We start from the raw sequence: 21,445 nt of genomic DNA, 5'->3' as shown, positions 1-21,445 counted from the left end.
CGGTTAGGAGAGGTGAGCCAGTGCGAGAAGACCAGATCGAGAACGCGACCGCGCCACTGCGGGACGACATTCGCTTCCTGGGCGGAATACTCGGCGACACCATTCGCGATCACGAGGGCCCGGACGTCTTCGACCTCATCGAACGAGTCCGGGTCGAGGCGTTCAAGATCCGCCGCTCCGAGGTGGAGCGCAGCGCCGTCGCCGATATGCTGCGCGATGTCGACATCCACACCGCGATCCCGGTGATCCGCGCGTTCAGCCACTTCCTGCTGCTGGCCAACCTGGCCGAGGATCTGCAACGCGACCGCCGCCGCGCGGTGCACGTGGCCGCCGGTGAGCCGCCACAGGATTCGAGTCTCGCCGCCACCTACCGCAAGCTCGACGAAGCCGGGCCGGACGGAGACGTGGTGGCGGATCTGCTCACCGACGCCCTGGTCTCGCCGGTCATCACCGCGCACCCGACCGAGACGCGCCGCCGCACCATCTTCGATGTGCAGGGACACATCACCGAACTGATGCGGACCCGCCAGCGCTACTCGCTGCACGAGCCGGAGTTCGCCGAGATCGAGACCGATATCCGCCGCCAGGTGCTGCAACTGTGGCGGGCCGCGCTGATTCGCTTGGCGCGCTTGCGGATTCAGGACGAGATCGAGGTGGGGCTGCGCTACTACGACCTCACGCTCTTCGATGTGATCCCGCGCATCAACGATCAGGTGCGGGCCGCGCTACGGGCGCGGTGGCCGCAGCATCAGCTGCTGGAGCGTCCGATTCTGCGGCCCGGTTCCTGGATCGGCGGCGATCGGGACGGCAATCCGAACGTCACCGCCGAAGTGGTGCACCGGGCCACCCATCGCGCCGGCACCGTCGCCTTCGAGCGGTATCTGAAATCGCTGCTGGAGCTGGAGAAGACGCTCTCGCAGTCGGCGCGGCTGGTGCCTATCACGCCCGGGCTCGCGGCACTGGCGGACGCGGGTTTCGATGATTCTCCGCAGCGGGCCGACGAACCGTATCGGCGTGCGCTACGCGGGATCCGGGCCCGGTTGAGCGCCTCCGCGCAGCAGGCGCTGGGCGAGATTCCTTCCGATGGCATCGATGTCGGGGCGGAACCCTATGCCGGGCCGGAGGCCCTGCTGGCGGATCTGGCGATCGTCGACGCCTCCATGCGGGCTTCCGGTGACGGCCTGCTCGCCGACGATCAGCTGGCCGCGTTGCGGGCTGCGGTGGAGACCTTCGGTTTTCATTTGCAGGGCTTGGACATGCGCCAGAACTCGGAGATGCACGAGCAGGTGGTGGCGGAGCTGTTCGCCTGGGCCGGAGTGCATTCCGACTATGCGTCGCTGGACGAGGCGCAGCGGGTCGAATTGCTGGCCGCCGAACTGACCACGCGCCGCCCACTGGTCGGGCCGAACGCCGCCCTGAGCGAGCTGGCCGCCAAGGAGCTCGGCGTGGTCCGCGCGGCCAAGGCGGCGCTCGACGATCTGGGCCCGGATACGGTGCCCAACTACATCATCAGCATGTGCACCTCCGTCAGCGACATGCTGGAGGCCGCACTGCTATTGAAGGAAGCCGGGATCCTCGACCCGGGCGACGCCACCACCCCGCCGTCCAGTGCGGCCGGTGTGGTGCCGCTCTTCGAGACCATCGACGACCTCCGCAGCGGCGCCGAAATCCTTTCCGCCGCACTGGAAGTCCCCGCCTATCGCCGCCTGGTCGAGGCGCGGGGCCGCCAGCAGGAGGTCATGCTCGGCTACTCCGACTCCAACAAGGACGGCGGCTACCTCGCTGCCAACTGGGCGCTGTACCGCGCCGAACTGGACCTGGTCGATGTCGCCCGCAAGACGGGAATCCGCCTGCGGCTGTTCCACGGTCGCGGCGGCACGGTCGGCCGCGGTGGCGGCCGCAGCTACGACGCCATCCTGGCCCAGCCTGCCGGCGCCGTCCGCGGCTCCCTGCGCCTGACCGAGCAGGGCGAGGTCATCTCCACCAAGTACGCCGATCCCGGCGCGGCCTTCCGCAACCTGGAAGCGCTGGTAGCCGGCACCCTCGAATCGACCCTCCTGGATGTCGAGGGCCTGGGTGAGGACGCCGAACCGGCCTACGAAATCCTCGACGAGCTGGCCGAGCTTGCGCGCCAGGCCTATTCGCGCCTGGTCCACGAAACCCCCGGCTTCGTCGAGTACTTCCGCGCCTCTACCCCGATAGCCGAAGTCGCCGACCTCAACCTCGGCAGCCGCCCTGCCTCCCGCAAGCCCACCAACTCGGTCTCCGACCTCCGCGCCATCCCCTGGGTGATGGCCTGGAGTCAATCCCGGGTCATGCTCCCCGGCTGGTACGGCACCGGTGCCGCCTTCGAACAGTGGATCGGCAACGACCCCGCCCGCCTGGCCACCCTCTCCGACCTCTACCGCCGCTGGCCCTTCTTCCAAACGGTCATGTCCAACCTCGCTCAGGTAATGGCCAAGGCCGACATGGACATCGCCGCCAGCTACGCCGAACTCGTCCCCGACGAGTCCCTGCGCGCCACCGTCTTCGGCATGATCTGCGACGAGTTCACTCGCACCGTCCGCATCCACGCCGCCATCACCGGCACCGACGAACTCCTCGCCGACAACGCCGCCCTCGCCGAATCCATCCACAACCGTTTCCCCTACCTGGAACCCCTCAACCAGCTCCAGGTAGAACTCCTCCTCCGCCGCCGAGCCGGCGACGACTCCGAACTGGTCGAACGAGGCATCCTCCTGACCATGAACGGCCTGGCCACCGCCCTCCGCAACTCCGGCTAGCCGGCCCTCCGGGCAGCCCGGCTCGCTGGGCTGCCCTTCGAACGACCAATGCGTAGGAAAAAAGCTACGGTTGACAGGTAGGGGAAATCCTACCTATGGTGACCGCATGCCGTACCGCTTGAAGTCAGGGACTGCTGATCGGGTGTTCGGGGCGTTGGCCAATCCGACTCGGCGCGACATCCTCGAGCTGTTGCTCGAGGGGGAGCAATCGGTGCAGGTGATCGCCGAACGATTCGATATGGCCAGGCCCAGCGTGTCGGAGCACTTGAAGGTGTTGCGGGATGCGGGGCTGGTGGAGGAGGAGAAGCGGGGGCGGCAGCGGTTCTATCGGGTCGAACCGCATCCGCTGCACGAGTTGCAGTCCTGGCTCGATCCGTTCGAGCGGTTCTGGCGCGGGCGGTTGCGTGCCATGGGTGCGGTGCTGGATGCGCTGCCCGACGACGACATTCACGAGAAAGAAGAGAAGTCATGACCGATATCGCGACCTCGATCGAGCTCGACCACTTCTATCCGCATCCGCCGGAGAAGGTGTGGCGGGTGCTCACTACGCCGGAACTCATGGGGCAGTGGATGATGCAGCCCACCGGGTTCGAAGCGGTGGTGGGCAATGTCTTCGAGATGAAGACTCAGCCCATGCCCGGGCAGGCGTTCTCCGGCGAGATTCGCGGCGAGGTGCTGGAAGTCGTTGCGCCGGAACTGCTCCGGGTCACCTGGAACGATGCGCAGTCGGGGAAGCCGACCGGGTGGATCATCAGCTGGGAGCTGCGGCCCGAGGGGCATGGGACTCGGATGCTGTTCAGCCACACCGGCTTCGATCCGGAGGACGAGGTCATGCAGCGGGCTCGCAAGATCATGGGCGGCGGCTGGGGCGGCATGCTGGGGCGGCTGGAGTCGGTGCTCGCCGAGACCAACTGAACGGCGATCGCGGCCCGCACCCTCGGGAGGGTGCGGGCCGCAAGCGTTCGATCAGGAGGGCTGTGCCACAGGCTCTTTCGCCGGTTCCTTCGGTGCGGCCGGCGGGCCCTGCCGCAGCGGCACCTCGACGATGAACAGCGAGGCGACCAAGGCGATCGCGCACAGTATCGACGACCAGGTGAAGATGCTGTCGATGCCCGCCGCGATACCGGCGTGGGCCTGGTGGTTGAACAGCGCGCCGAACAGGGCCACGCCGAACGAGCCACCCAGGGTCCGGAACAGGGTCGAGACTCCGGACGCCGCGCCGATGTCCTTCATTTCCACGCTGTTCTGCGCGATGAGCACCGTCATCTGCATGAGGAACCCGAGGCCCGCGCCGAACACGACCATGTAGATGCCCGCCTCGAGCCGGCTGGTGTCATTGCCCATGGTGGCCAGCGCGATGCTGCCCGCGGTCAGGCACAGTCCACCGAGGATCGGGAACAGCTTGTAGCGTCCGGTCTTGCTCATGATCCGGCCGGCGATCTGCGACACCACGATGATCGGCACCATCATGGGCAGCAGGAGCAGTCCGGAGTTCGAGGCCGAGGCCCCCTGCACCTTCTGCTGGAACAGCGGCAGGAAGCTGACCGCGCCGAACATGGCCGCGCCCACTATGACCGACAGCACCGAGGTCAGCACGAAGTTGCGATTGCGGAACAGGCCGAGCGGAATGATCGGCTCGGGCGCCCGCTGCTGCGACCACAGGAACGCCGGCAGCCCGAGCACCGCGACCGCGATGGTGATGAGCACCTGCGGTGAGCCCCAGGCGTATTGGGTGCCGCCCCAGGTGGTGACGAGCACGATCGCGGAGATGGTGACGGTCAGCAATGCCGCGCCCAGGTAGTCGATCTTGGCATTGGGCCGCCGCGCGTTCAGGTGCAGCATGACCTGGCACCACGCCAGCGCGATCAGGCCCAGCGGCAGGTTGAGGTAGAACGCCCAGCGCCAGCCGAAGTGATCGGTGACGAAGCCGCCGACCAGCGGTCCGCCGATGGTGGCCAGCGCCATCACCGAGGCGGTCATGCCCATGTACTTGGCGCGTTCCCGCGGCGGGATGAGCTCGCCGATGATGGCGAACGCGCCCGCGGCCAGCCCGCCCGCGCCGATGCCCTGCAGCACGCGGAAGCCGATGAGCTGATCCATGGATTGCGCGGCGCCGGAGAGTCCGGAGCCGATCAGGAAGATGACGATCGAGGTCAGGAAGTTGGGTTTGCGGCCGAAGAGGTCGCCGAGTTTGGCCCAGATAGGGGTGGAGGCGGCGGTGGCGAGTGTGTAGGCGGAGACCACCCAGGACAGGTGGTTCAGGCCGCCCAGCTGGCCGACGATCGTGGGCATCGCGGTGCCGACGATCATGTTGTCGAGCATGCCGAGCAGCATCGCGAGCATGACGCCGAGCAGGATCCAGCGCACATTGCGCGGGGCGTGAGCTGCGGGGATTGCGGTAGTCATGGCGGTCCCTCCCTTCTTTCATCGAGGTTCTGTGTGGGCGCCCGGTGGCGCCGTGACTCCAGAAAACCATAACGACTTAAGAAATTCAACCGCTTAGAAATTTGTATGACTTAGGAAACATGGCTAGGGTGGAATCATGACCGGACTTCGTGAGCGCAAGAAGGCCCAGACCCGCAAGGCCCTGGCCGACGCGGCCCTGCGGATGTTCCTGGAACGCGGCTACGACGCGGTCAGCGTGAAGGAGATCGCCGAGGCCGCCGACGTCTCGGTGCCCACCCTGTTCGCGCACTTCCCGGACGGGAAGGAATCCCTCGTCTTCGACATGGACGCCGACCGGGAGCAGCAACTCATCTCCGCCGTGCGCGACCGCGCGGCCGGCAAGACCCTGCTGGAGGGTTTGCGCGAGGCCTTCGGCGCCCTGCCGCGGCCCGGCACCGAAGGCCAGATGCACGACTTCCGGCAGCTCATCCAGGACACTCCGGCGCTGTCGAGCTACTTCCGCAATATGTGGCAGCGGCACGAGGACGCGCTGGCCGGCGTCATCGCCGAGGATCTCGGCCTCGATCCCGGCGATGTCGCCGTCACGGCCTTGGCGCACTTCATCTTCGGCGGCCTCGACGTCGCCCGCCGCAGCGACGATCCGGTGGCCGCCCTCACCCGTATCTTCGGACTCCTCGAAACCGGCTGGGGCGCAATGCTCGAGCAGCCGCGGCGGGCGTGATCGGAGGTCGCGTCAGCCCCGGAAGGCTGCCGCGTGATCACGCGCCCAGTCGGCGTAGGTCCGCGGCGCCCGGCCGAGGACTCGCTCGACATCCGTTGTGACCGTGGTGTTCCCGCCATTGCGAATGAACGCCTGACCGGCCGTCGCACGATCCGCGAACGCCTCGGACCGGCCCGCCGCCAGCAGGGCTTCCCGGACCTGTTCGAGCGGAATATCGTCCACTTCGAGTTCACGACCGAGCGCGGCGCCCAGCATCGCAGCCTGCTGGTGGACGGACAGGGGTTCCGGTCCGGTGAGCGTGTAGACGCGGCCCGCATGCGCGTCGGAGGTCAGCGCTGCCACCGCGACTGCCGCGATATCGCGCGGATCGATCACGCCCTGCGCGCCCGTGCCGGTCATATTGGGTACCGGCTTCCCCTCCTTGATCGGAGCCGCCCAGCTGAGCGTGTTCGAGGCGAAAGAGCTGGGCCGCAGGATCGTCCACACCCGCCCGCTCTCGCTGATGGCCTTTTCACCCGGCATATGCCAGGTCGCGAACGGTCCGAGAATGGTGTCACCCGTGCCGATAGCGGACAGCTTCACCAATCGCGCCACACCCGCATCGCGCGCGGCGGCGATGAGCTTCGCGTCCACGTCGCTGTTGTCCGGCGTCACCTGACCGACCAGGAAGGCCGCCTCCGCACCGGCGAAGGCCGCCGCGAGCGACGCCGGATCCGCGTAATCCCCGCGCACCACCTCGACCCCCTCCGGTACCCGCGCCTGCTCCGGATCCCGCGTCACCGCACGCACTTTCTCCCCGCGCTCGGCGAGCTGCCGGACCACTTCACTTCCGATGGTGCCCGTGGCACCCGTAATCACGATCATGTCCTCGAGCCTGCGCCGCGGACCCCCGCCGCCTCTAGGAAAAACCGGCACAGCCTGCGGCTCCGGAACTGCCTACAGTGGATCGGGTGACCACCGCTCAACTGCCGGCGACCGTCGTGACCGGAGACGACCTCGAATACCGGATGCCCGCTCCGGAGGCGCTGCGGCCCTGGATCACCGAGATCGGTCACATCCCCACGGTGTCGATCTGGTCCGAGCCGTTCACCCATGTGCCGCAGGCCGTCACCGCGATCGTGCTCCGCGTGGAAGCCTCCGGACAGCGTGATGCGCTGGTCGTCGGCCCACGCACCCGCGCCACCTATGCGCGCGCCAAGGTCTCGGCCGGCTGCCTCCGCCTCCGGCTCGCCCCCGGCGCGACCCAGCCGTTGCTCGGCATCCCCGCCGCGGACCTCACCGACCGCGTCTTCCGGCTGCAGGATGTCCCCGGCCCCGCCGCCGACCTGGCGGGCGCGCTCAGCGAACTGGACCTCGGCGAGGTCGTCCCCTACCTGGAAGAGGCACTCCCGCAACATCTCTCCGAAGACTCCACCCGCCGCGCCCACCGCCACCTCCTCGGCTCCGCGGTCGCCGCCCTGGGCGCTGCCCCCTCGGTCCGCGACCTGGCCGCCGACCTCGCGGTGAGCGAACGCCAACTCCGCAACCTCTTCACCGCCGGAATCGGCGTATCCCCCAAGCATTACGCCCGCATCGACCGCGTCCGCCAGGTCATCGCCGCCGCCGGCAACACCCCCTGGTCCGTGATCGCCTCCGCCACCGGCTATTACGACCAATCCCACATGACCGCCGACTTCCGCGCCATCATGGGCGTCCCACCCACCGCCTTCTTCCGCGGCGACGTCCCCGCCCCGACCCCCTGCCAGGCACTGGCGAAAATCTGACCGCCCGCGAGGGTGCGCGTCGGAGGGAGCTATCGGATCTGATCGATGTCAGCTCGCCTGGGGTCGTGCCGGACGGTGTGGACCCAAGCGAGCCAGGTGGGATACGTCCGCGGTGAGTTGTTTTGGGGAGCGGGTGAATTCGGTGTCGATCCACCAGACCAGGAGACCGGTGGTCGCGGCGGCGTAGTAGTGCGCCACCACCTCGGTGGGTGGGCCGTCACCGGAGCGCTGCTGTGGCAGGTGCCGTAGCAGTTGGTCGACGATTAGTTCGTGTAGGTGGCGTTGTACGACTGTGCCGCCCTGTCGGCCGCACAGGGCGCGGTATACCCGCTGGTTGCGGTAGGCGTGGTCGAAGATGAGTGCTGCGGGGCGGTCGACCTCGATGGGCCTTCCCGCGGAGGCCATTTCGTCGAAGTCGTGCTCGAGTTGTTCGCGGACGTCGTCGAAGGAGGCGGTCAGTAAAGCCTCCTTGTCGCGGAAGTGGACGTAGAAGGTGGAGCGGCCGACGTCGGCGCGGTCCAGGATGTCCTGGACGGTCGTCTGCTCGTAGCCCTGTTCGAGCACCAGGGCGATGAATGCCTCGTGCAGCATCTTGCGGGTTCGCCTGACCCGGCGGTCCTGTTCTGCCACGGTGCCGCCTCTCCTCGTCCGGGACAATTCCCGGTTGCTGTTCAGTGCTGAACGGAAACCCGGAATTGGTTGTTGCCCAGCCCCTTACCGTCGCCAGCATAATCGAACACGGTGTTCATAAAAAGACATCGTATTCACGAAGGAGCTTGCTGTGACCCAACTTCCCTGGCCGGTTTGGCTGATCGTCGTTCTCGGTGTGATCGGACTTCCCGGCCTGACATTCGCCGGTCTCTGGCGTGGCAGCGCCACCGGCCCGGCACGCACCACCGCGCGATATGTCGCGCTCGCGGGCGTCCTGGTCTGGACGCTGTGGGGAGTGACGAGCCTCCTGCTCGCCCACGCCCACGTGTATCGCCTGCGCGCCGACATGCCCAACCCCCTGATCGGCGTCGCGGCCCTGGCCGCCTTCGGAGTCGCGCTGGCGTGCACCCGGATACCGGCGGTGTCCCGGCTCCTCGCCGCACCGGACATCCTGTGGCGCTTGACCTTCCCGCAGATCCTCCGGGTAGGCGGCGTCGCTTTTGTGACCGCTTACGCCCTCGGTCACCTGCCGCCGGTCTTCGCCATCCCCGCCGGTTTCGGCGATATCGCCGTCGGCATCGAGGCGATCTTCATGACCCGCAACCTCCGCCGCGGCACCCCCGGCCGTGGCGCCGTCTGGTTCAACCTGCTCGGCATCTTCGACCTCATCGTGGCCTTCACCATCGCCTTCACTGCCGCCCCCGGCCGCCCGCAGATACTCCCCGCCACCCCCACCACCGAGATCCTCGGCAATCTCCCGTTGGTCCTCATCCCCACCGTGATGGTCCCCATGGCGCTGGCCCTTCACACGGCGTCCCTGATCAAGATTCGCGCCGCCGCCCGAGCCGCCCGGCTCGCCGCGCAGCCTGCCGTCCTCACGGGCACGCCCGCGATGGGCGTCTGATCGGCACACGAAAACGCCGGTCGGCGTGCGCTTCCCGGAGGGGGACGTTCGGGAAGCGGTGCCGACCGGCGCGACCGGGTCGGCGCCTCGAATGACGACCCGATGTATTCGGTGGTTTCGGTGTTGGTGAGTTGTGCTGGGGGAGTGGGGGATCGGCGGCGCCGGTCCGGTGGCTCACCCGGTATGGTCAGCTCGCGTAGGCGCGCAGGCGGTCGGCGCGCTCGCCCTTGCGGAGCTTGGACATGACCTCGCGCTCGATCTGGCGGACCCGCTCGCGGGAGAGGCCGAAGAGCTTGCCGATCTGGTCGAGGGTGCGGGGCTGGCCGTCGTCGAGGCCGTAGCGCAGGCGGATGACCTGCTGTTCCCGCTCGTCCAGGGTGGCGAGCACGGTGCGGACGTCGCGGTGCAGGAGGCCGGCGATGACGGCGCTCTCGGCCGAGGTGGCCTCGGAGTCCTCGATGAAGTCGCCCAGCGGGGCCTCTTCGTCGTTGCCGACCGGCATGTCCAGGGATACCGGGTCGCGGCTGTGGTCGAGCAGATCGGCGATCTTGTCGACCGGGATGCCGGACTCGTTGGCCAGTTCCGCGTCGGTGGCCTCGCGGCCCAGCTGCTGATGCAGTTCACGCTTGATCCGGGCCAGCTTGTTCACCTGTTCGACGAGGTGGACGGGCAGGCGGATGGTGCGGGACTGATCGGCCATGCCGCGCGTGATGGCCTGGCGAATCCACCAGGTGGCGTAGGTCGAGAACTTGAAGCCCTTGGTGTAGTCGAACTTCTCCATGGCGCGGATCAGGCCCAGGTTGCCCTCCTGGATGAGGTCCAGGAGCGGCATGCCGCGGCCGGTATAACGCTTGGCAAGGGACACCACGAGGCGCAGGTTGGCTTCGAGCAGGTGCTGCCGGGCGGCTTGGCCCTCGCGGACGAGTACCGCGAGATCCTTCTTCTTGACCGCGGACAGGCGCTTGTTCGTCTCCAGCAGGTGCTGCGCGTAGAGGCCCGCCTCGATGCGCTTCGCGAGCTCGACCTCGTCGGCCGCGGTGAGCAGTGCCGTCTTACCGATCCCGTTCAGGTACACACGTACCAGGTCGGCGGCGGGGCTCGCGGCGTCGAGGTCCTGTTCGCTGATGCGCACGTCAGTGGTGGCGGGGCTTGTCATGACTTGCCTCCTGTCGGTGGTGTCTCGCTCCGTTCAACGGACCCGACATCAGGAAAGTTCCCCGCCATGCTCCGCATAAACCGCGCCTGAGCTGCGGGTTTTACGGTGCACGGCTGAGAAGTTCCTGAGAAGCAGGCGATCCGGGGAACGCATGCGACCGGTCGGTGGCGATCGGTGTCCGGGCGGTTGCCACCTCGATCTCGAACTTCGCTATGCGGCAATCGAATAGCTGTCGACGACCCTTGTCCGCTGTGTGATTGTTTGGACAGCTAATAAAACGGCGGGAATGCAGTCCGCATTCCCGCCGTAATAGTCCATGGGACCAAATTGTGACTCAGCTCACCGCCATAATCGCGGGCTCACGACACCGCCGCAGTGCATCGCCTCACTGCACCGGCCGGATCAGGCCGTGCCGGACCAGACCGGTTACGACGCCCAGCGCGGCCGCCTCGAATTCCGGTGTGGCCGCCTCGCCGGTCTCGCCGAACGCCAGCAACTCCAGCAGTTCCCGCAACGGCAGCCCGTCCGGGCGCATCCCCGCCAGCAGGGCGGCGGTGCTGTCATCCACCTCGTGCCGCCACTGCGGGCCGTCGCCGCGGTGCACACGGGCCACCCGCTGTTCCCAGCCCTCCACACCCGGCAAGTAGACGCGTTCCAGTGCGGTCGCCGCGTCGACCTCGTAGCGCGCGGAGAGGACGAGCCCCGGATCCGCGGCGACCGCGCGCAGCCAGGCCGACCGCTCGAAGTACTTCATGGCCTCGGGGCCCAGCGGATCGTCGAAGGCGTACGTGAGGTCCTCGGCCAGGAGTTCGGTGGGGCCGTCGATCGCACGCAGATAGACGAACCCGAAACCGATGCCGTCGACATTGGACTCGGCGAACGCGTCGAGCCAGCGTTCGGCACCCGCCTGGGCCGCGCCCTCCCGCGGATCCAATCCCGCGTCCCGCAGCCAGGTTCCGACATACAGCGCCGGATCGGCGATGTCGCGCTGCACGATCCACGCCTCCACGCCGTGGTCGGGCAGCCAGGAGGAGACGCGGGCGCGCCAGTCCACGCCCTCCATATGTACCCAGGAGGCCAGCAGCGCCGCGGTGCCGCCGGGATTCAGCAGTTCCGGAATCCCGGAGATGACGAGTTCGCTCGCGCCGTCCAGGGCCAGGCCGGAGTCGCGGTAGGTGTGTTCGACGCGGGCCGGGCCTACCACGAACGGGGGATTGGCCACGATCCGATCGAAGCGCCGGCCGGCGACGGGTTCGAACCAGGAGCCTTCCAGCAGTTCGATATCCAGCTCGTTGAGAGCGGCGGTCGCTCCGGCGAGCCACAGCGCGCGCGGGTTGACGTCGGTGCCGGTGACGGTGCGCCCGTAGGAGGCGGCGTGTACGGCCTGCACGCCGCAGCCGGTGCCGAGATCCAGGACGGTGCCGGTCTTTTCGGTCGGGGTGGCGCGCAGCAGTGACAGCGACGCCTGTCCGACGCCGAGCACGTGGTCGGTGTCGAGGCTGCGCCGGCGCATGGAGTCGTCGAGGTCGGAGAGCACCCAGCGGGTGCCCGCGCCGAGGTCCAGCGGGCGCAGGTCGAGGGCGGGGCGGATCTGATCGCCGTCGCGTTCGAGCAGGCCGGCGGCGACGGCGCGGTCGATGCGCAGGGGTGAGAAGGCCGCGGCCGCTTCGTGTTCCGGGACCGGGTCGCCGAGCAGCAGCAGGCGTACCAGGGTGCCGAGCTCGCCGAGGTCGCGGGTGGCGCGCCGGACGGGGACGGGTTCGCCGCGGCCGAGGGCGGCGTGGGTGGCGGGGCCGAGGGCGTCGAGCAGGGTGCCCGCGTCGTAGCCGACGCGGAGGAGCGCGGCGCGTAGCTCGGGGGCGAGCTCGGCGAGCGGGGACGAGGTGGTCGTCGAGCGCTGGTCGAGGGAGCGGTTCGTCGGCATGAACAGGAACTCTGCCACCGCAACCTTCGGGCATCGGGCACCGGCCCCGGGTCGGGCGGTAGGGAAAGGTTTCGGCTGTTTCCCGTAAAGGTAAAGGAATTCTAAAGTCCGATTTGTCTGAATTGTTATTATGAACGCATATCAGCTGTCCATCCCGCTAACGTTCGCCCCGAACTGTCTGGGCTGGATGCCCCCGCTGACGGGCAGTCGTGTGCGCGACGCCGAAGTGCGCCGTACCGGATTCCGGAAATGATCGCTGAAAGGTGGCTGTGGGCTCATAATGGAATCCAAGATCAACAATTTGAAGATCAAAAATACTGGCCCCCAACAGGGTTGGTCTGTGTATGCTACTGATCATGCACAGCCCCACTACAAGGTGGGATGACGGCAAGGCGGTGTCGTAAGTGGACGTCAACAAGCTCCGGATGCGCCGGGCGACGGCTATTGCAATTGCCATCGGCGTATTGGCACTGATGGCCACGGGGGCTCTGGATAGATGGTTGCTTGGGGTTTTCATGAGCGCGGGTTTGGCGCTCGGATGGCTCAATGCACGGCTCACGTGGATGTCGATTGTGCGTATCACTGATGCGGAAACTCCCAGCAAACAAAAGCTGGCACTTTCCTCGGCTTCGCGCTTGATCATCCTGACCGCGCTGTCGATAGTCATCGCGTACTTCACCAGACCGTACGGAGTCGGAATCTTCTTCGGGCTGGCCGTATTTCAGCTGATATTGATCCTCCACACCGTGGTGCCCGAGGTGAAAGGGCTTCGACAGCAATCATGAGCATTCCTGTCGCTTCGATCGCGCGGATGTCCGCCCAGGTGCAGTTACAGGCCGACGGGGCATCCAAAATCAAAGTCGGCGACCACGCCACGGCGCAGCTGTGGGGTCTGACCTTCAATATCGACACCATCGTGTCGACGAGCGTCGCCGCCGTCATCGTGCTCGCGCTGGCGTTCTACCTGCGCATCAGGCTGACTTCCGGTGTCCCCAACGGGGTTCAGCTGTACTTCGAGACCATCACGGTCCAGATGCGCAATCAGGTCGAGGGCGCCATCGGCATGAAGGTCGCGCCGTTCGTACTGCCGCTCGCGGTCACGCTGTTCACGTTCATCCTGCTGTCCAACTGGCTTTCGGTGCTGCCGGTCCAGTACGGCTCGGGTGAATTGATCGCGCCGCCGGCCTCGGACTTCAACTTCACCCTCGCGCTCGCCCTGTTCGTGTTCCTGCTGTATCACGCCGCCGGCATATGGCGCCGGGGCGCGGGCAAATACGCGAAGGGTCTGCTCAAGGGGCATGCCGGCTACGGCATGGTTTTCATCAATGTGATCGAGGAAATCGCCAAACCGCTGTCGCTCTCGTTGCGGTTGTTCGGCAACATGTTCGCGGGCGGCGTCATGGTTTCGGTGATCGCGTTGTTCCCGTTCTGGATCAGCTGGGGTCCGAACGCAATCTGGAAGTTGTTCGACCTCTTCGTCGGCGCGATCCAGGCGTTCATCTTCGCTCTGCTGACCGTCCTCTACTTCAGCCAGTCGATGTCGCTGGAGAGTGAAAACCACTGAGCGGTCCACTCCGTTCAGGGATAATCCGCACAAGGGAAGTGAAAAATGGCAGATCCAGCAACCGCGAGTATCGTCCAGGGCGCTCTTATCGGCGGCGGCATCATTCTGGCGGGCGGTGCCATCGGTGCGGGCATCGGCGATGGCCTCGCCGGCGCCGCATTGATCAACGGTGTCACCCGGCAGCCGGAGGCGGAAGGCCGGTTGCGCAACAACTTCTTCCTGACCGTCGGTCTGGTGGAAGCGGCCTACTTCATCAACCTAGCCTTCATGGCGTTGTTCGTATTCGCGACTCCAGGTAAGTAGACGTAATCATGTCTCCCAGAACGGATGTGGAGGCCGAGGGGAACTTCCTGATCCCCAACGGAACCTTCTTCGTCGAGCTTTTGATCTTCCTGATAGTGCTCGGTGTCATCTGGTTCTTCGTTGTTCCGCCGGTGCGAAAAGTGCTGGCGGAACGGGAGGCACGGGTCAACGAGACGACGGCGACCGCCAAGGAAGCAGCCGAGATATTCGGTGAAGCCGAAGCCCGCTACGAGTCGGCACTCGCCAAGGCCCGTGCCGAAGCGGCAGAAATTCGCAACGAAGCCAGGACCGAGGGCCGCGCCATCCTCGACGAGATGCGCGGCCAGGCCCAGCAAGAAGTCGACGGCATCGTGGCCGAGTCCACGGCACAGCTGCGTGCCGAATCCGACCAGGTTGCCGCCGAACTCCGCGAATCCGTCGAACCACTGGCCCAGGGTCTCGCAGACAAGATCCTCGGTGTGGACGATCGTGCCCGGACCAGCGCGGGCCAGCAGAGAGGACGGGGGTCTGAATGATCCTCACCAACGGCCTTCTCGCCGACGGCGGTTACAATATCGTCTTCGATTGGAAAGTCTTCTTCAGCCAGCTCTTCGGTTTCGCCGTCATCGTCTGGTTCATTGTGAGATACATTGTGCCGCCGTTCAAAAAGATGGTGAACAACGCCCAGAACAACATCCGCAAGCAGCTCGAAGAGAGTGAGCAGGCGGCGCAGCGCCTGACCGACGCCAAGACGGCCTACGACTCGGCGGTCGCCGAAGCGAAGGCCGAACTCGACCGGATGCGCGTGGAGGCCCGCGAGGACGCCGACCGCATCATCGCGCAGATGCGTGAAGCAGCCGCCGAAGAGGTCGAACGGGTCCGCAAGCAGGGCCGCGATCAGATCCTGCAGTTCCGCAGGCAGATGATCCGCGACTTGGAGGCCGACCTCGCGGCCGCCATGCTGGCCCTCACCGAGGAGAAGGTGCGCGAGCAGATCAGCACACCGCAGGCCCGCGCCGACAGCATCGAGAAGTTCCTCGAAGATCTGGAAGCCCTGGCCAATTCGGGCGAGGCGACGGTGAAATCGGGCGAGGCGACCAGAGGCCGCCAGCCCGAGAGAGAACGCAACTAGTCGAATTTCAGGCAGGTTCCCGTCCGGTCAGGCAGTACTGCTGACCGGACGGGTCTGTCATGACGATCCAATGCTTGCCCTGCTGCCCGCGCTGCGCGCCGAGCCGCTCGTGCCAGGCCGCGGTGGCCTCGATATCCGTGCAGGCCAGATCCACATGCCCGGCGGTGGGACGATCCTCGCCCAGCCGCTGCAGCAGCAGGTCGATCGGGATCCCGGGCCGCGCCGAGAGGCGGGAGAACTCCGGCAGACTGCCGGGGCGCCAGGCCCAGCCGGTCAGCTCGGTCCAGAAGCGGGCCTCGGTCTCGTAATCGTTGGCGCCGATGTCCAGGCACACCTGATCGAGTCGGCTGCGAGCGCCCTCCGGTCCCTCGACCGCCGGTGACAGGCCCTCGACGGCATCGCGAAAAGGCGTGAAGCAGAACGTCATTCCGTGCGGTGAACGCAGCACCGCATAGCCGATGTGCTCGGTGAGAATGTAGTCCGCCACCAGCGTCGCGCCCAGCGCCACCGCGCGATCGGTGGCCGCCTGCACATCGTCCACGTCGAAATCCAGGTGGATGCGCGGATCACCGCCGATGGCCTGCATCTTCACCGTCGGCGAGCCGGAATCCGGTAGCAGCGTGACGAATTCGCCGTGCTCACCACGCGGCGCCGACAGGCTCGTACCGGTGACCGCGGTCCAGAACTCGGCGCAGTCGTCGAATTGCGCGGCCGGCCGGTCGAGGAACGCCCAGACCCAGCGGATCGTCGTCATGCTGTCTCCTCATGCTCGCGAAAGGTCTTGCTTGCGAAACGTCTTGCGATAGGTCAACGGTGGCACACCGAGTTCCAGGCGCATGTGGTGGCGTAGCGAGGCGCTGGTGCCCATGCCCGCGGCGCGCGCGACCTCGTCGATGGGGAGGTCCGTGGACTCCAGTAGATGGCGTGCGTGGCGCAGCCGCTGCTGCAGGATCCACGCGCCGGGTGCGAGACCGGTCTCGGCTTTGAACCGGCGGGTGAAGGTGCGGACACTCATCCGGGCATGCGAGGCAAGGCAGTTCAGGGCCAGGTCACGGTCCAGGTGCCGCAGCGCCCACATTCGGGTGGGTGCGGTGCCGTCGATGCCGGGCTCGGGGATGTGGCGTTCGATGAACTGGGACTGACCGCCGTCCCGGAACGGGGGCACCACGCAGTAGCGGGCTGCGCGGTTCGCGGGGCCGCTGCCGTGATCGGTGCGGATCAGATGCAGGCACAGGTCGACGCCGGCCGCGAGACCGGCTGCGGTCCAAACATTTCCGTCGTCCACGAACAGCAGGTTCTCATCGATGAGGACGTCGGGGTAGAGGGCGCGGAAGTCGTCGGCGTACTGCCAGTGTGTCGTGGCGCGGCGTCCGTTCAGCAGGCCTGCCGCGCCGAGCACGAAGGCGCCCGTGCAGATGGACACGACGCGGGCATCCGGCCGGATGGTGGCCAGCGCCGCGGCCAATTCCGGGGGCAGGTGACCCAGTACGCGCGGTTCCCGCATCTGGGTGCCGGGGACGATCACGGTGTCGGCGTGGGCGAGCAGTTCCGGCCCGAATTCCGGGATGATCGCGTACCCGTTGGTGGCGCGGACCGGGGCCGTGCTCAGCCCGCAGACGTGCACCTCGTACAGCGGGTTGCCCGATTCGTCGACGGCCGCGCCGAGCACGGTCGGCGGAATGGTCATATCGAACCCGATGGTGGGTTCCAGGGCGAGCACGGCGACCAGATGCGGTGTGGGCACGGGCTCCTCCATCCTTCGTGGCTAGATATTGACGCATTGTGGCATTCCGGCCACTCGATCGGGAAGCGAATATCGGCGACGCTCGACGGGTGAGTGAACTTCGCATCGATCAGGCCCCGGAAAAGCCGCACGGCACAGGGGAATTGCCGCGCAGGCCCCGCCTGCATCCCGCCTGGATCGTGGCGGTCGTCGGATTCGTCGCACTCTTGGGCGCCGCCGGATTCCGGTCGGTGCCCGGGGTGCTCATGGATCCGCTGCACGACGAATTCGGGTGGTCACACGCCACCATCGGGGCGGCGGTCTCGCTGAACATGGTGTTGTACGGCGCGATCTCGCCGTTCGCGGCCGCGCTCATGGAACGGTTCGGCATCCGGCTGGTGGTGTCGTGCGCGCTGGTGCTGGTCGCGGCGGGGTCCGGGCTGACGGTGTTCATGACGCAGTCGTGGCAGCTCATGGCGACCTGGGGGCTGATGGTCGGGGTGGGTGTGGGGTCGATGTCCATGCCGTTCGTCGCCACCATCACCGGGCGGTGGTTCGTGAAGCAGCGCGGATTGGTCACCGGTGTGCTGACCGCGGCCGGGTCCACCGGGCAGCTGGTGTTCCTGCCGCTGATCGCATGGCTCGCGAACCATCACGGGTGGCGGACTCCCGCGCTGCTGGTGTCGGCGGCGGCGCTCGCGGTGGTGCCGCTGGTGCTGGTGTTCATCCGGGACTATCCCAGCGATATCGGGCATACGGCGTATGGCGCCGGGCCCGGCGATGAGAGCGGGCTGCGGACCTCGCATCCCGGTGGCATGACGCGTGCGCTCGTGGTGCTCGGGCGGATTGTGCGTAAGCCGGTGTTCTGGCTGCTGGCAGGCACTTTCGCCATCTGCGGCGCGACCACCAACGGGCTGGTTCAGACCCACTTCGTGAGTGCCGCGCACGATCACGGGATGCCCGCCACCACCGCGGCCGGTCTGCTTTCCGTGGTCGGCATCTTCGATATCGCCGGGACCATTGCCTCCGGCTGGTTCACCGACCGCATGGACTCGCGCTATCTGCTGATCACGTATTACGCGCTGCGCGGGCTCTCGCTGTTCGTGCTGCCGATTCTGCTGAAACCCGAAGTGCAGCCGCCTATATGGGCGTTCATCATCTTCTACGGCCTGGACTGGATCGCTACAGTGCCGCCGACGGTCGCGCTCTGCCGCGAGCATTTCGGAGCAGACGGACCGGTCGCCTTCGGTTGGGTCTTCGCCTCCCACCAGGTGGGTGCCGCGCTGGCTGCATTCGGCGCGGGCCTGATCCGCGACACGCAGGGCAGCTACAACCTGGCCTGGTTCATCGCGGGCGGACTGTGCGCGATCGCGGCCGTGCTGTCGGCCGGCATCCGGCGTCATCGTGCCGACGTCGCCATCGCATAGCCACTACGAAGCGGGCGTATTACCCGTCGATGGCCTTGTGTGGCCGTGACTCCAACGCGGCTTGATCGCGGCGGCCGTCCCAGCGGCTGGGCTCGTCCTTGGTGCGCGGGGGACGGTCGTTGGCGATCAGGACAGCGATCCACGGTAGCGGGATGGAAACGCCGATGATCAGCAAGGACAGCCACCAACTGTGCCAGAGACCGTAGGCGATGGCCGCGCCGACCAGGCAGGGGATACGCATCGCCATGATCAAGGTGTACCGCCGCACCCGGTCGCGGTGCTGCTGTTCCAGCGAGGTCGACGCCTCGGTGATCAGCGCCGGATTGGTCTTCTGCTCGCCAGGGAAGTACCCCTGCTGCGCACGCGGCGGCTTGGGAATCGAACCAGCGGGATGGAACTCGGCTTCGGGGCGCTCGCCGTCGCCGCTGGATTCGGCCTGGGGATCGCCGTCACGCTGCATACCTCGAGTCTTGCACTACCGCCCGTCGAATGCACACGCCCCCACTTCTCCCATACTTCCGGCAGCCTTCCGACCCCCGGCTGGCATTATTGATGTCGTGAGCGCAGACACCCTGGTACGTCCCGACGAGACCACCGACGAATCGACGGACAACGACACCCCCAAAGTCTTCCACTACGTGAAGAAGGACCGGATCGCCGAGAGCGCCGTCATGGGCACCCACGTCGTGGCCCTCTGCGGCGAGGTCTTCCCGGTCACCCGTTCCCCCAAGCCCGGCTCCCCGGTCTGCCCGGACTGCAAGCGCATCTACGAGATGATGAAGAAGGACTGACCGGTCCGTCTGATCGATTCCGTGGAGGACTGGGCCCGATGACCGCGGCACGTCAGATTCCCGATCCGTGGTCGGACAGCCGCGGCACCACGCACTGGATCCCGGCTCGCGGCCTGAGCAACGGCCTCCAGGCGCGAGCCTTCGGCGTCCTCGCGGACCTCGACGAGTCCCAGGTCTACCGAGTCCTCTTCGCACTCTCCGACGCCGGAATCGCCGGCTACGTCCTCCCGGTCCGCGTGACGGTGATGGAAGCCGGCGACCCGGAGATCCTCTGGCGACTCCGCGTGGACATCCCCCGCTACCGAGCCGCCGAGGACCTCCTCATGGAACTCCTCCGCTACGGCCGCCCCCGGCGCCCCCGCAAACCCCCACCCCAAGGCCGACGCCGCCGCATGAGCGTGGCGCTCGTTCGTAAAACGCCTCGAGCGTCTGCTCCGCACAGCCCGGCCGATCGGCAGCCGTGAACGGCTGAGCGGGATGATCGCGGGAGTCGCGGTATCCGGGATCGACTGACGGGGAAGGGGATTCGGCGGATAATCGAGGGGTTCCGGGGTGGCTGGGACGGGCGGGAGGAGGCCATCGTGGTGGGCTCGGGTGATCGGAAGTCGTTTGCGGTGGGGACCATGGCGGGGATCAATCCGCCGGTGGGGGCGGCGCGGTTCGTGGTGCGGATGGCGCGGGTGGGGCGGTTGGATTCGGTGCTGGCTACCGATCATTTGATCGGGGTGTTTCCGCGGGCGGCGTGGGATGGGGAGTTCACGCCGATGGCGAAGGGGGGAAGTCCGGACGAGCAGTTCGACTTCGCGCCGCTGCTGGCGCATTTGGCGGCGGGGGCCGGACGGGTGCAGTTGGGGGTGGGGACCACGGATCCGCATCGGCGGCATCCGGTGTTGCTGGCGCAGACGTTTCTGACATTGGCGCATCTCACGAAGGTGCCGCCGATTCTGGGGATCGGGGCGGGGGAGCGGGAGAATCTGGAGCCGTACGGGTTTGCGTGGAATCGGCCGGTGGATCGGCTCGAGGAAGCCCTGCAGGTGTTGCGTGCGGCCCTGAGTTCGACGGAGCCGATCGATTTCGCGGGGCGCTACTACCGGATGGACCGGGCGCCAATGGATTTGACGGTGCCGCCCGAGCGGATGCCGCAGATCTGGCTGGGTGCGCATGGGCCGCGCATGCTGGAGCTGACCGGTCGGTACGCCGATGGGTGGTATCCGTGGGAGACCATGTCGCCGGGCGAATACGAGCGCCGGTTGGCGGTCGTCCATACTGCCGCCCGCACGGCGGGGCGTGATCCCGACGCGATCGTTCCCGCGCAGATGGTCACGATCCTGCCCGCTCGTACCGAAGAGGGTGTGCGCCGGCTGCTACGCGCGCCGTCCGTCCGCTATGTCGGGCTGTTCGCGCCGGCCGCGGTGTGGGCGCGCTGCGGCGCGAAACATCCCTTCGGCGAAGACTTTCGCGGCCTGATCGATCTGATGCCGCACCGTCTGACGAAATCCGAGGTGCGGGAAGCGTCGGCCGAGGTCACCGAGGAAGTCCTGCGCGAATGGCTCTTCGCCGGTACGCCACGCCAGATCCTCGCCCGCCTGCGGGATCTGGCGGACGCGGGTCTGCGGCATGCGATCATCTTCCCGACCTCGGCCCTGGTATCCAATGCGGACGCGGCCTTCGGCTACGGCACCGTCCTCTGGCTGGCGGACCGACTACGCCGCCAGCCGAGACCGGAAAGCTGACAGGCGGTCAGCGCATCCGGGTGAAAGTGGCGTAGTGATCGCCGGTGTACCAGGCCGAACCGTCATCGCCGGTGACGATGCGCTCGGCATCGCGGGAGCGGCCCGGGATCTTGCAGTTGACGTCCCATTCCAGGTAGTTGACGCCGCTCGGCAGTTGGCCGCTGCGGTTCTGCCAGACCGTGCCGCCCTTGGTGCCGGGGCAGTCGCTCGGCGGCCATTGGCCCTGATCGATGAGACCCAGGGTGGTCCACGCCTGTTGCGGAACGGTGGCGGAGACCAGCTGGATATTCGCGGGGGCGGGCGCCGGATCGGCGGTCGTCCGTACGGTGTTGGCGCCTGGGAGCAGCAATGTCACTGCCGCGAGCAGGGCCAGTAGGACGGTAATCGCCCGGCGCGAGCGAACTTCCGATCGGAAAGTATTCCTCGTCATGAGGCCACACCGTCACCCCTGCGCATGAACCCCACGTCACGTCATGCTTTCCCGG

At 67.1% G+C, this 21,445-nt stretch carries 24 protein-coding genes; 15 read left to right on the top strand and 9 right to left on the bottom strand.

Annotation, left to right across the window (positions count from 1 at the left end):
* Positions 1 to 20: 20 nt before the first annotated feature.
* The 3 genes from ppc to ACH438_RS27300 all read left to right on the top strand — a co-directional run bounded on the left by ppc (position 21) and on the right by ACH438_RS27300 (position 3,698).
* A complete protein-coding gene (ppc, locus tag ACH438_RS27310; protein ID WP_397010135.1) occupies positions 21 to 2,783 on the top strand; it encodes a phosphoenolpyruvate carboxylase in 2,763 nt (920 codons plus the stop codon).
* A 106-nt stretch (positions 2,784 to 2,889) separates the two neighbouring features.
* On the top strand, positions 2,890 to 3,255 hold the full coding sequence (locus ACH438_RS27305; RefSeq protein WP_397010133.1) for an ArsR/SmtB family transcription factor: 366 nt from the start codon (positions 2,890 to 2,892) through the stop codon (positions 3,253 to 3,255).
* Positions 3,252 to 3,698 carry an SRPBCC domain-containing protein gene (locus ACH438_RS27300; RefSeq protein ID WP_397010131.1) on the top strand — a complete coding sequence of 149 codons (447 nt, stop codon included), beginning with the start codon at positions 3,252 to 3,254 and terminating at the stop codon, positions 3,696 to 3,698. The genes ACH438_RS27305 and ACH438_RS27300 overlap by 4 nt, the downstream gene beginning before the upstream one ends.
* A 51-nt stretch (positions 3,699 to 3,749) precedes the next feature.
* Here ACH438_RS27300 and ACH438_RS27295 read toward each other — a convergent pair whose 3' ends face one another.
* A complete protein-coding gene (locus ACH438_RS27295) occupies positions 3,750 to 5,189 on the bottom strand; it encodes an MDR family MFS transporter (RefSeq protein ID WP_397010129.1) in 1,440 nt (479 codons plus the stop codon).
* A gap of 136 nt (positions 5,190 to 5,325) precedes the next feature.
* Here ACH438_RS27295 and ACH438_RS27290 point away from each other — a divergent pair, with 136 nt between their 5' ends.
* Positions 5,326 to 5,910, top strand: coding sequence for a TetR/AcrR family transcriptional regulator (locus ACH438_RS27290; RefSeq protein ID WP_397010127.1), 585 nt, complete (start codon positions 5,326 to 5,328; stop codon positions 5,908 to 5,910).
* Positions 5,911 to 5,922: 12 nt separating this feature from the next.
* On the opposite strand, the gene ACH438_RS27285 is transcribed toward ACH438_RS27290, so the two are convergent.
* Complete coding sequence (locus tag ACH438_RS27285) at positions 5,923 to 6,774, bottom strand: NAD(P)H-binding protein (RefSeq protein ID WP_397010125.1); 852 nt, start codon at positions 6,772 to 6,774, stop codon at positions 5,923 to 5,925.
* An 86-nt stretch (positions 6,775 to 6,860) separates the two neighbouring features.
* Between ACH438_RS27285 and ACH438_RS27280 the strand changes: the two genes are divergently transcribed.
* Positions 6,861 to 7,673 carry a helix-turn-helix domain-containing protein gene (locus tag ACH438_RS27280; protein WP_397010123.1) on the top strand — a complete coding sequence of 271 codons (813 nt, stop codon included), beginning with the start codon at positions 6,861 to 6,863 and terminating at the stop codon, positions 7,671 to 7,673.
* Between the two features lie 48 nt (positions 7,674 to 7,721).
* Here the strand turns inward: ACH438_RS27280 and ACH438_RS27275 are convergent, their stop codons facing one another.
* Positions 7,722 to 8,303: a TetR/AcrR family transcriptional regulator gene (locus tag ACH438_RS27275; RefSeq protein ID WP_397010121.1), complete on the bottom strand. Its 582-nt coding sequence runs from the start codon at positions 8,301 to 8,303 to the stop codon at positions 7,722 to 7,724.
* A 151-nt stretch (positions 8,304 to 8,454) separates the two neighbouring features.
* Between ACH438_RS27275 and ACH438_RS27270 the strand changes: the two genes are divergently transcribed.
* Positions 8,455 to 9,228, top strand: coding sequence for a hypothetical protein (locus tag ACH438_RS27270; RefSeq protein WP_397010119.1), 774 nt, complete (start codon positions 8,455 to 8,457; stop codon positions 9,226 to 9,228).
* 187 nt (positions 9,229 to 9,415) lie between these two features.
* Here ACH438_RS27270 and ACH438_RS27265 read toward each other — a convergent pair whose 3' ends face one another.
* Complete coding sequence (locus tag ACH438_RS27265; protein ID WP_397010117.1) at positions 9,416 to 10,384, bottom strand: sigma-70 family RNA polymerase sigma factor; 969 nt, start codon at positions 10,382 to 10,384, stop codon at positions 9,416 to 9,418.
* A gap of 385 nt (positions 10,385 to 10,769) precedes the next feature.
* The gene (locus ACH438_RS27260) at positions 10,770 to 12,308 is read right to left on the bottom strand and encodes a methyltransferase (protein ID WP_397010115.1); all 1,539 of its coding nucleotides are present in this window, start codon (positions 12,306 to 12,308) and stop codon (positions 10,770 to 10,772) included.
* Between the two features lie 404 nt (positions 12,309 to 12,712).
* On the opposite strand from ACH438_RS27260, the gene ACH438_RS27255 reads away from it, so the two are divergent.
* The 5 genes from ACH438_RS27255 to ACH438_RS27235 are packed head-to-tail and all read left to right on the top strand — an operon-like array spanning position 12,713 to position 15,286.
* Positions 12,713 to 13,093 (top strand): ATP synthase subunit I, encoded by a 381-nt coding sequence (locus ACH438_RS27255; protein WP_397010113.1) that lies wholly within the window; start codon positions 12,713 to 12,715, stop codon positions 13,091 to 13,093.
* 26 nt (positions 13,094 to 13,119) lie between these two features.
* Positions 13,120 to 13,872 (top strand): F0F1 ATP synthase subunit A, encoded by a 753-nt coding sequence (gene atpB, locus ACH438_RS27250; RefSeq protein WP_397010779.1) that lies wholly within the window; start codon positions 13,120 to 13,122, stop codon positions 13,870 to 13,872.
* A gap of 45 nt (positions 13,873 to 13,917) precedes the next feature.
* Positions 13,918 to 14,175, top strand: a complete 258-nt coding sequence (locus ACH438_RS27245; RefSeq protein ID WP_397010111.1) for a F0F1 ATP synthase subunit C — start codon at positions 13,918 to 13,920, stop codon at positions 14,173 to 14,175.
* An 8-nt stretch (positions 14,176 to 14,183) separates the two neighbouring features.
* Positions 14,184 to 14,690 carry a F0F1 ATP synthase subunit B gene (locus ACH438_RS27240; protein WP_397010109.1) on the top strand — a complete coding sequence of 169 codons (507 nt, stop codon included), beginning with the start codon at positions 14,184 to 14,186 and terminating at the stop codon, positions 14,688 to 14,690.
* Positions 14,687 to 15,286 carry a hypothetical protein gene (locus ACH438_RS27235; RefSeq protein ID WP_397010107.1) on the top strand — a complete coding sequence of 200 codons (600 nt, stop codon included), beginning with the start codon at positions 14,687 to 14,689 and terminating at the stop codon, positions 15,284 to 15,286. Before ACH438_RS27240 ends, ACH438_RS27235 begins: the two co-directional genes overlap by 4 nt.
* A gap of 7 nt (positions 15,287 to 15,293) precedes the next feature.
* Here the strand turns inward: ACH438_RS27235 and ACH438_RS27230 are convergent, their stop codons facing one another.
* Positions 15,294 to 16,040 (bottom strand): VOC family protein, encoded by a 747-nt coding sequence (locus ACH438_RS27230; protein WP_397010105.1) that lies wholly within the window; start codon positions 16,038 to 16,040, stop codon positions 15,294 to 15,296.
* A 9-nt stretch (positions 16,041 to 16,049) separates the two neighbouring features.
* The gene (locus ACH438_RS27225; protein ID WP_397010777.1) at positions 16,050 to 16,973 is read right to left on the bottom strand and encodes a GlxA family transcriptional regulator; all 924 of its coding nucleotides are present in this window, start codon (positions 16,971 to 16,973) and stop codon (positions 16,050 to 16,052) included.
* Positions 16,974 to 17,119: 146 nt separating this feature from the next.
* Between ACH438_RS27225 and ACH438_RS27220 the strand changes: the two genes are divergently transcribed.
* Positions 17,120 to 18,436, top strand: a complete 1,317-nt coding sequence (locus ACH438_RS27220) for an MFS transporter (protein ID WP_397010103.1) — start codon at positions 17,120 to 17,122, stop codon at positions 18,434 to 18,436.
* A gap of 19 nt (positions 18,437 to 18,455) precedes the next feature.
* On the opposite strand, the gene ACH438_RS27215 is transcribed toward ACH438_RS27220, so the two are convergent.
* Positions 18,456 to 18,896, bottom strand: a complete 441-nt coding sequence (locus ACH438_RS27215) for a DUF3099 domain-containing protein (protein ID WP_397010101.1) — start codon at positions 18,894 to 18,896, stop codon at positions 18,456 to 18,458.
* Positions 18,897 to 18,984: 88 nt separating this feature from the next.
* Between ACH438_RS27215 and ACH438_RS27210 the strand changes: the two genes are divergently transcribed.
* The 3 genes from ACH438_RS27210 (at position 18,985) to ACH438_RS27200 (ending at position 20,960) form a co-directional block, all read left to right on the top strand.
* A complete protein-coding gene (locus ACH438_RS27210; RefSeq protein ID WP_397010775.1) occupies positions 18,985 to 19,227 on the top strand; it encodes a DUF3039 domain-containing protein in 243 nt (80 codons plus the stop codon).
* A 38-nt stretch (positions 19,228 to 19,265) separates the two neighbouring features.
* Positions 19,266 to 19,691 carry a hypothetical protein gene (locus ACH438_RS27205; protein ID WP_397010099.1) on the top strand — a complete coding sequence of 142 codons (426 nt, stop codon included), beginning with the start codon at positions 19,266 to 19,268 and terminating at the stop codon, positions 19,689 to 19,691.
* A gap of 117 nt (positions 19,692 to 19,808) precedes the next feature.
* Complete coding sequence (locus tag ACH438_RS27200) at positions 19,809 to 20,960, top strand: LLM class flavin-dependent oxidoreductase (RefSeq protein ID WP_397010097.1); 1,152 nt, start codon at positions 19,809 to 19,811, stop codon at positions 20,958 to 20,960.
* A 7-nt stretch (positions 20,961 to 20,967) separates the two neighbouring features.
* On the opposite strand, the gene ACH438_RS27195 is transcribed toward ACH438_RS27200, so the two are convergent.
* Positions 20,968 to 21,390, bottom strand: coding sequence for a ribonuclease domain-containing protein (locus ACH438_RS27195; RefSeq protein ID WP_397010095.1), 423 nt, complete (start codon positions 21,388 to 21,390; stop codon positions 20,968 to 20,970).
* Positions 21,391 to 21,445 lie beyond the last annotated feature (55 nt).

The organism is Nocardia sp. NPDC020380 (assembly GCF_044386975.1).
Classification (GTDB): domain Bacteria; phylum Actinomycetota; class Actinomycetes; order Mycobacteriales; family Mycobacteriaceae; genus Nocardia.
Note: the sequence above shows the minus strand (reverse complement) of the source record. Positions and strands in the feature narration are given on the sequence as shown.

Excerpts from the sequence above, each read along its gene's own strand:
- ACH438_RS27215 (WP_397010101.1), bottom strand. The coding sequence starts at position 18,896 with ATGCAGCGTGACGGCGATCCCCAGGCCGAATCCAGCGGCGACGGCGAG.
- ACH438_RS27295 (WP_397010129.1), bottom strand. The coding sequence starts at position 5,189 with ATGACTACCGCAATCCCCGCAGCTCACGCCCCGCGCAATGTGCGCTGG.
- ACH438_RS27245 (WP_397010111.1), top strand. The coding sequence starts at position 13,918 with ATGGCAGATCCAGCAACCGCGAGTATCGTCCAGGGCGCTCTTATCGGC.
- atpB (WP_397010779.1), top strand. The coding sequence starts at position 13,120 with ATGTCCGCCCAGGTGCAGTTACAGGCCGACGGGGCATCCAAAATCAAA.
- ACH438_RS27195 (WP_397010095.1), bottom strand. The coding sequence starts at position 21,390 with ATGACGAGGAATACTTTCCGATCGGAAGTTCGCTCGCGCCGGGCGATT.
- ACH438_RS27235 (WP_397010107.1), top strand. The coding sequence starts at position 14,687 with ATGATCCTCACCAACGGCCTTCTCGCCGACGGCGGTTACAATATCGTC.
- ACH438_RS27225 (WP_397010777.1), bottom strand. The coding sequence starts at position 16,973 with ATGACCATTCCGCCGACCGTGCTCGGCGCGGCCGTCGACGAATCGGGC.
- ACH438_RS27300 (WP_397010131.1), top strand. The coding sequence starts at position 3,252 with ATGACCGATATCGCGACCTCGATCGAGCTCGACCACTTCTATCCGCAT.
- ACH438_RS27240 (WP_397010109.1), top strand. The coding sequence starts at position 14,184 with ATGTCTCCCAGAACGGATGTGGAGGCCGAGGGGAACTTCCTGATCCCC.
- ACH438_RS27290 (WP_397010127.1), top strand. The coding sequence starts at position 5,326 with ATGACCGGACTTCGTGAGCGCAAGAAGGCCCAGACCCGCAAGGCCCTG.
- ACH438_RS27305 (WP_397010133.1), top strand. The coding sequence starts at position 2,890 with ATGCCGTACCGCTTGAAGTCAGGGACTGCTGATCGGGTGTTCGGGGCG.
- ACH438_RS27205 (WP_397010099.1), top strand. The coding sequence starts at position 19,266 with ATGACCGCGGCACGTCAGATTCCCGATCCGTGGTCGGACAGCCGCGGC.
- ACH438_RS27265 (WP_397010117.1), bottom strand. The coding sequence starts at position 10,384 with ATGACAAGCCCCGCCACCACTGACGTGCGCATCAGCGAACAGGACCTC.
- ACH438_RS27230 (WP_397010105.1), bottom strand. The coding sequence starts at position 16,040 with ATGACGACGATCCGCTGGGTCTGGGCGTTCCTCGACCGGCCGGCCGCG.
- ACH438_RS27260 (WP_397010115.1), bottom strand. The coding sequence starts at position 12,308 with ATGCCGACGAACCGCTCCCTCGACCAGCGCTCGACGACCACCTCGTCC.
- ACH438_RS27285 (WP_397010125.1), bottom strand. The coding sequence starts at position 6,774 with ATGATCGTGATTACGGGTGCCACGGGCACCATCGGAAGTGAAGTGGTC.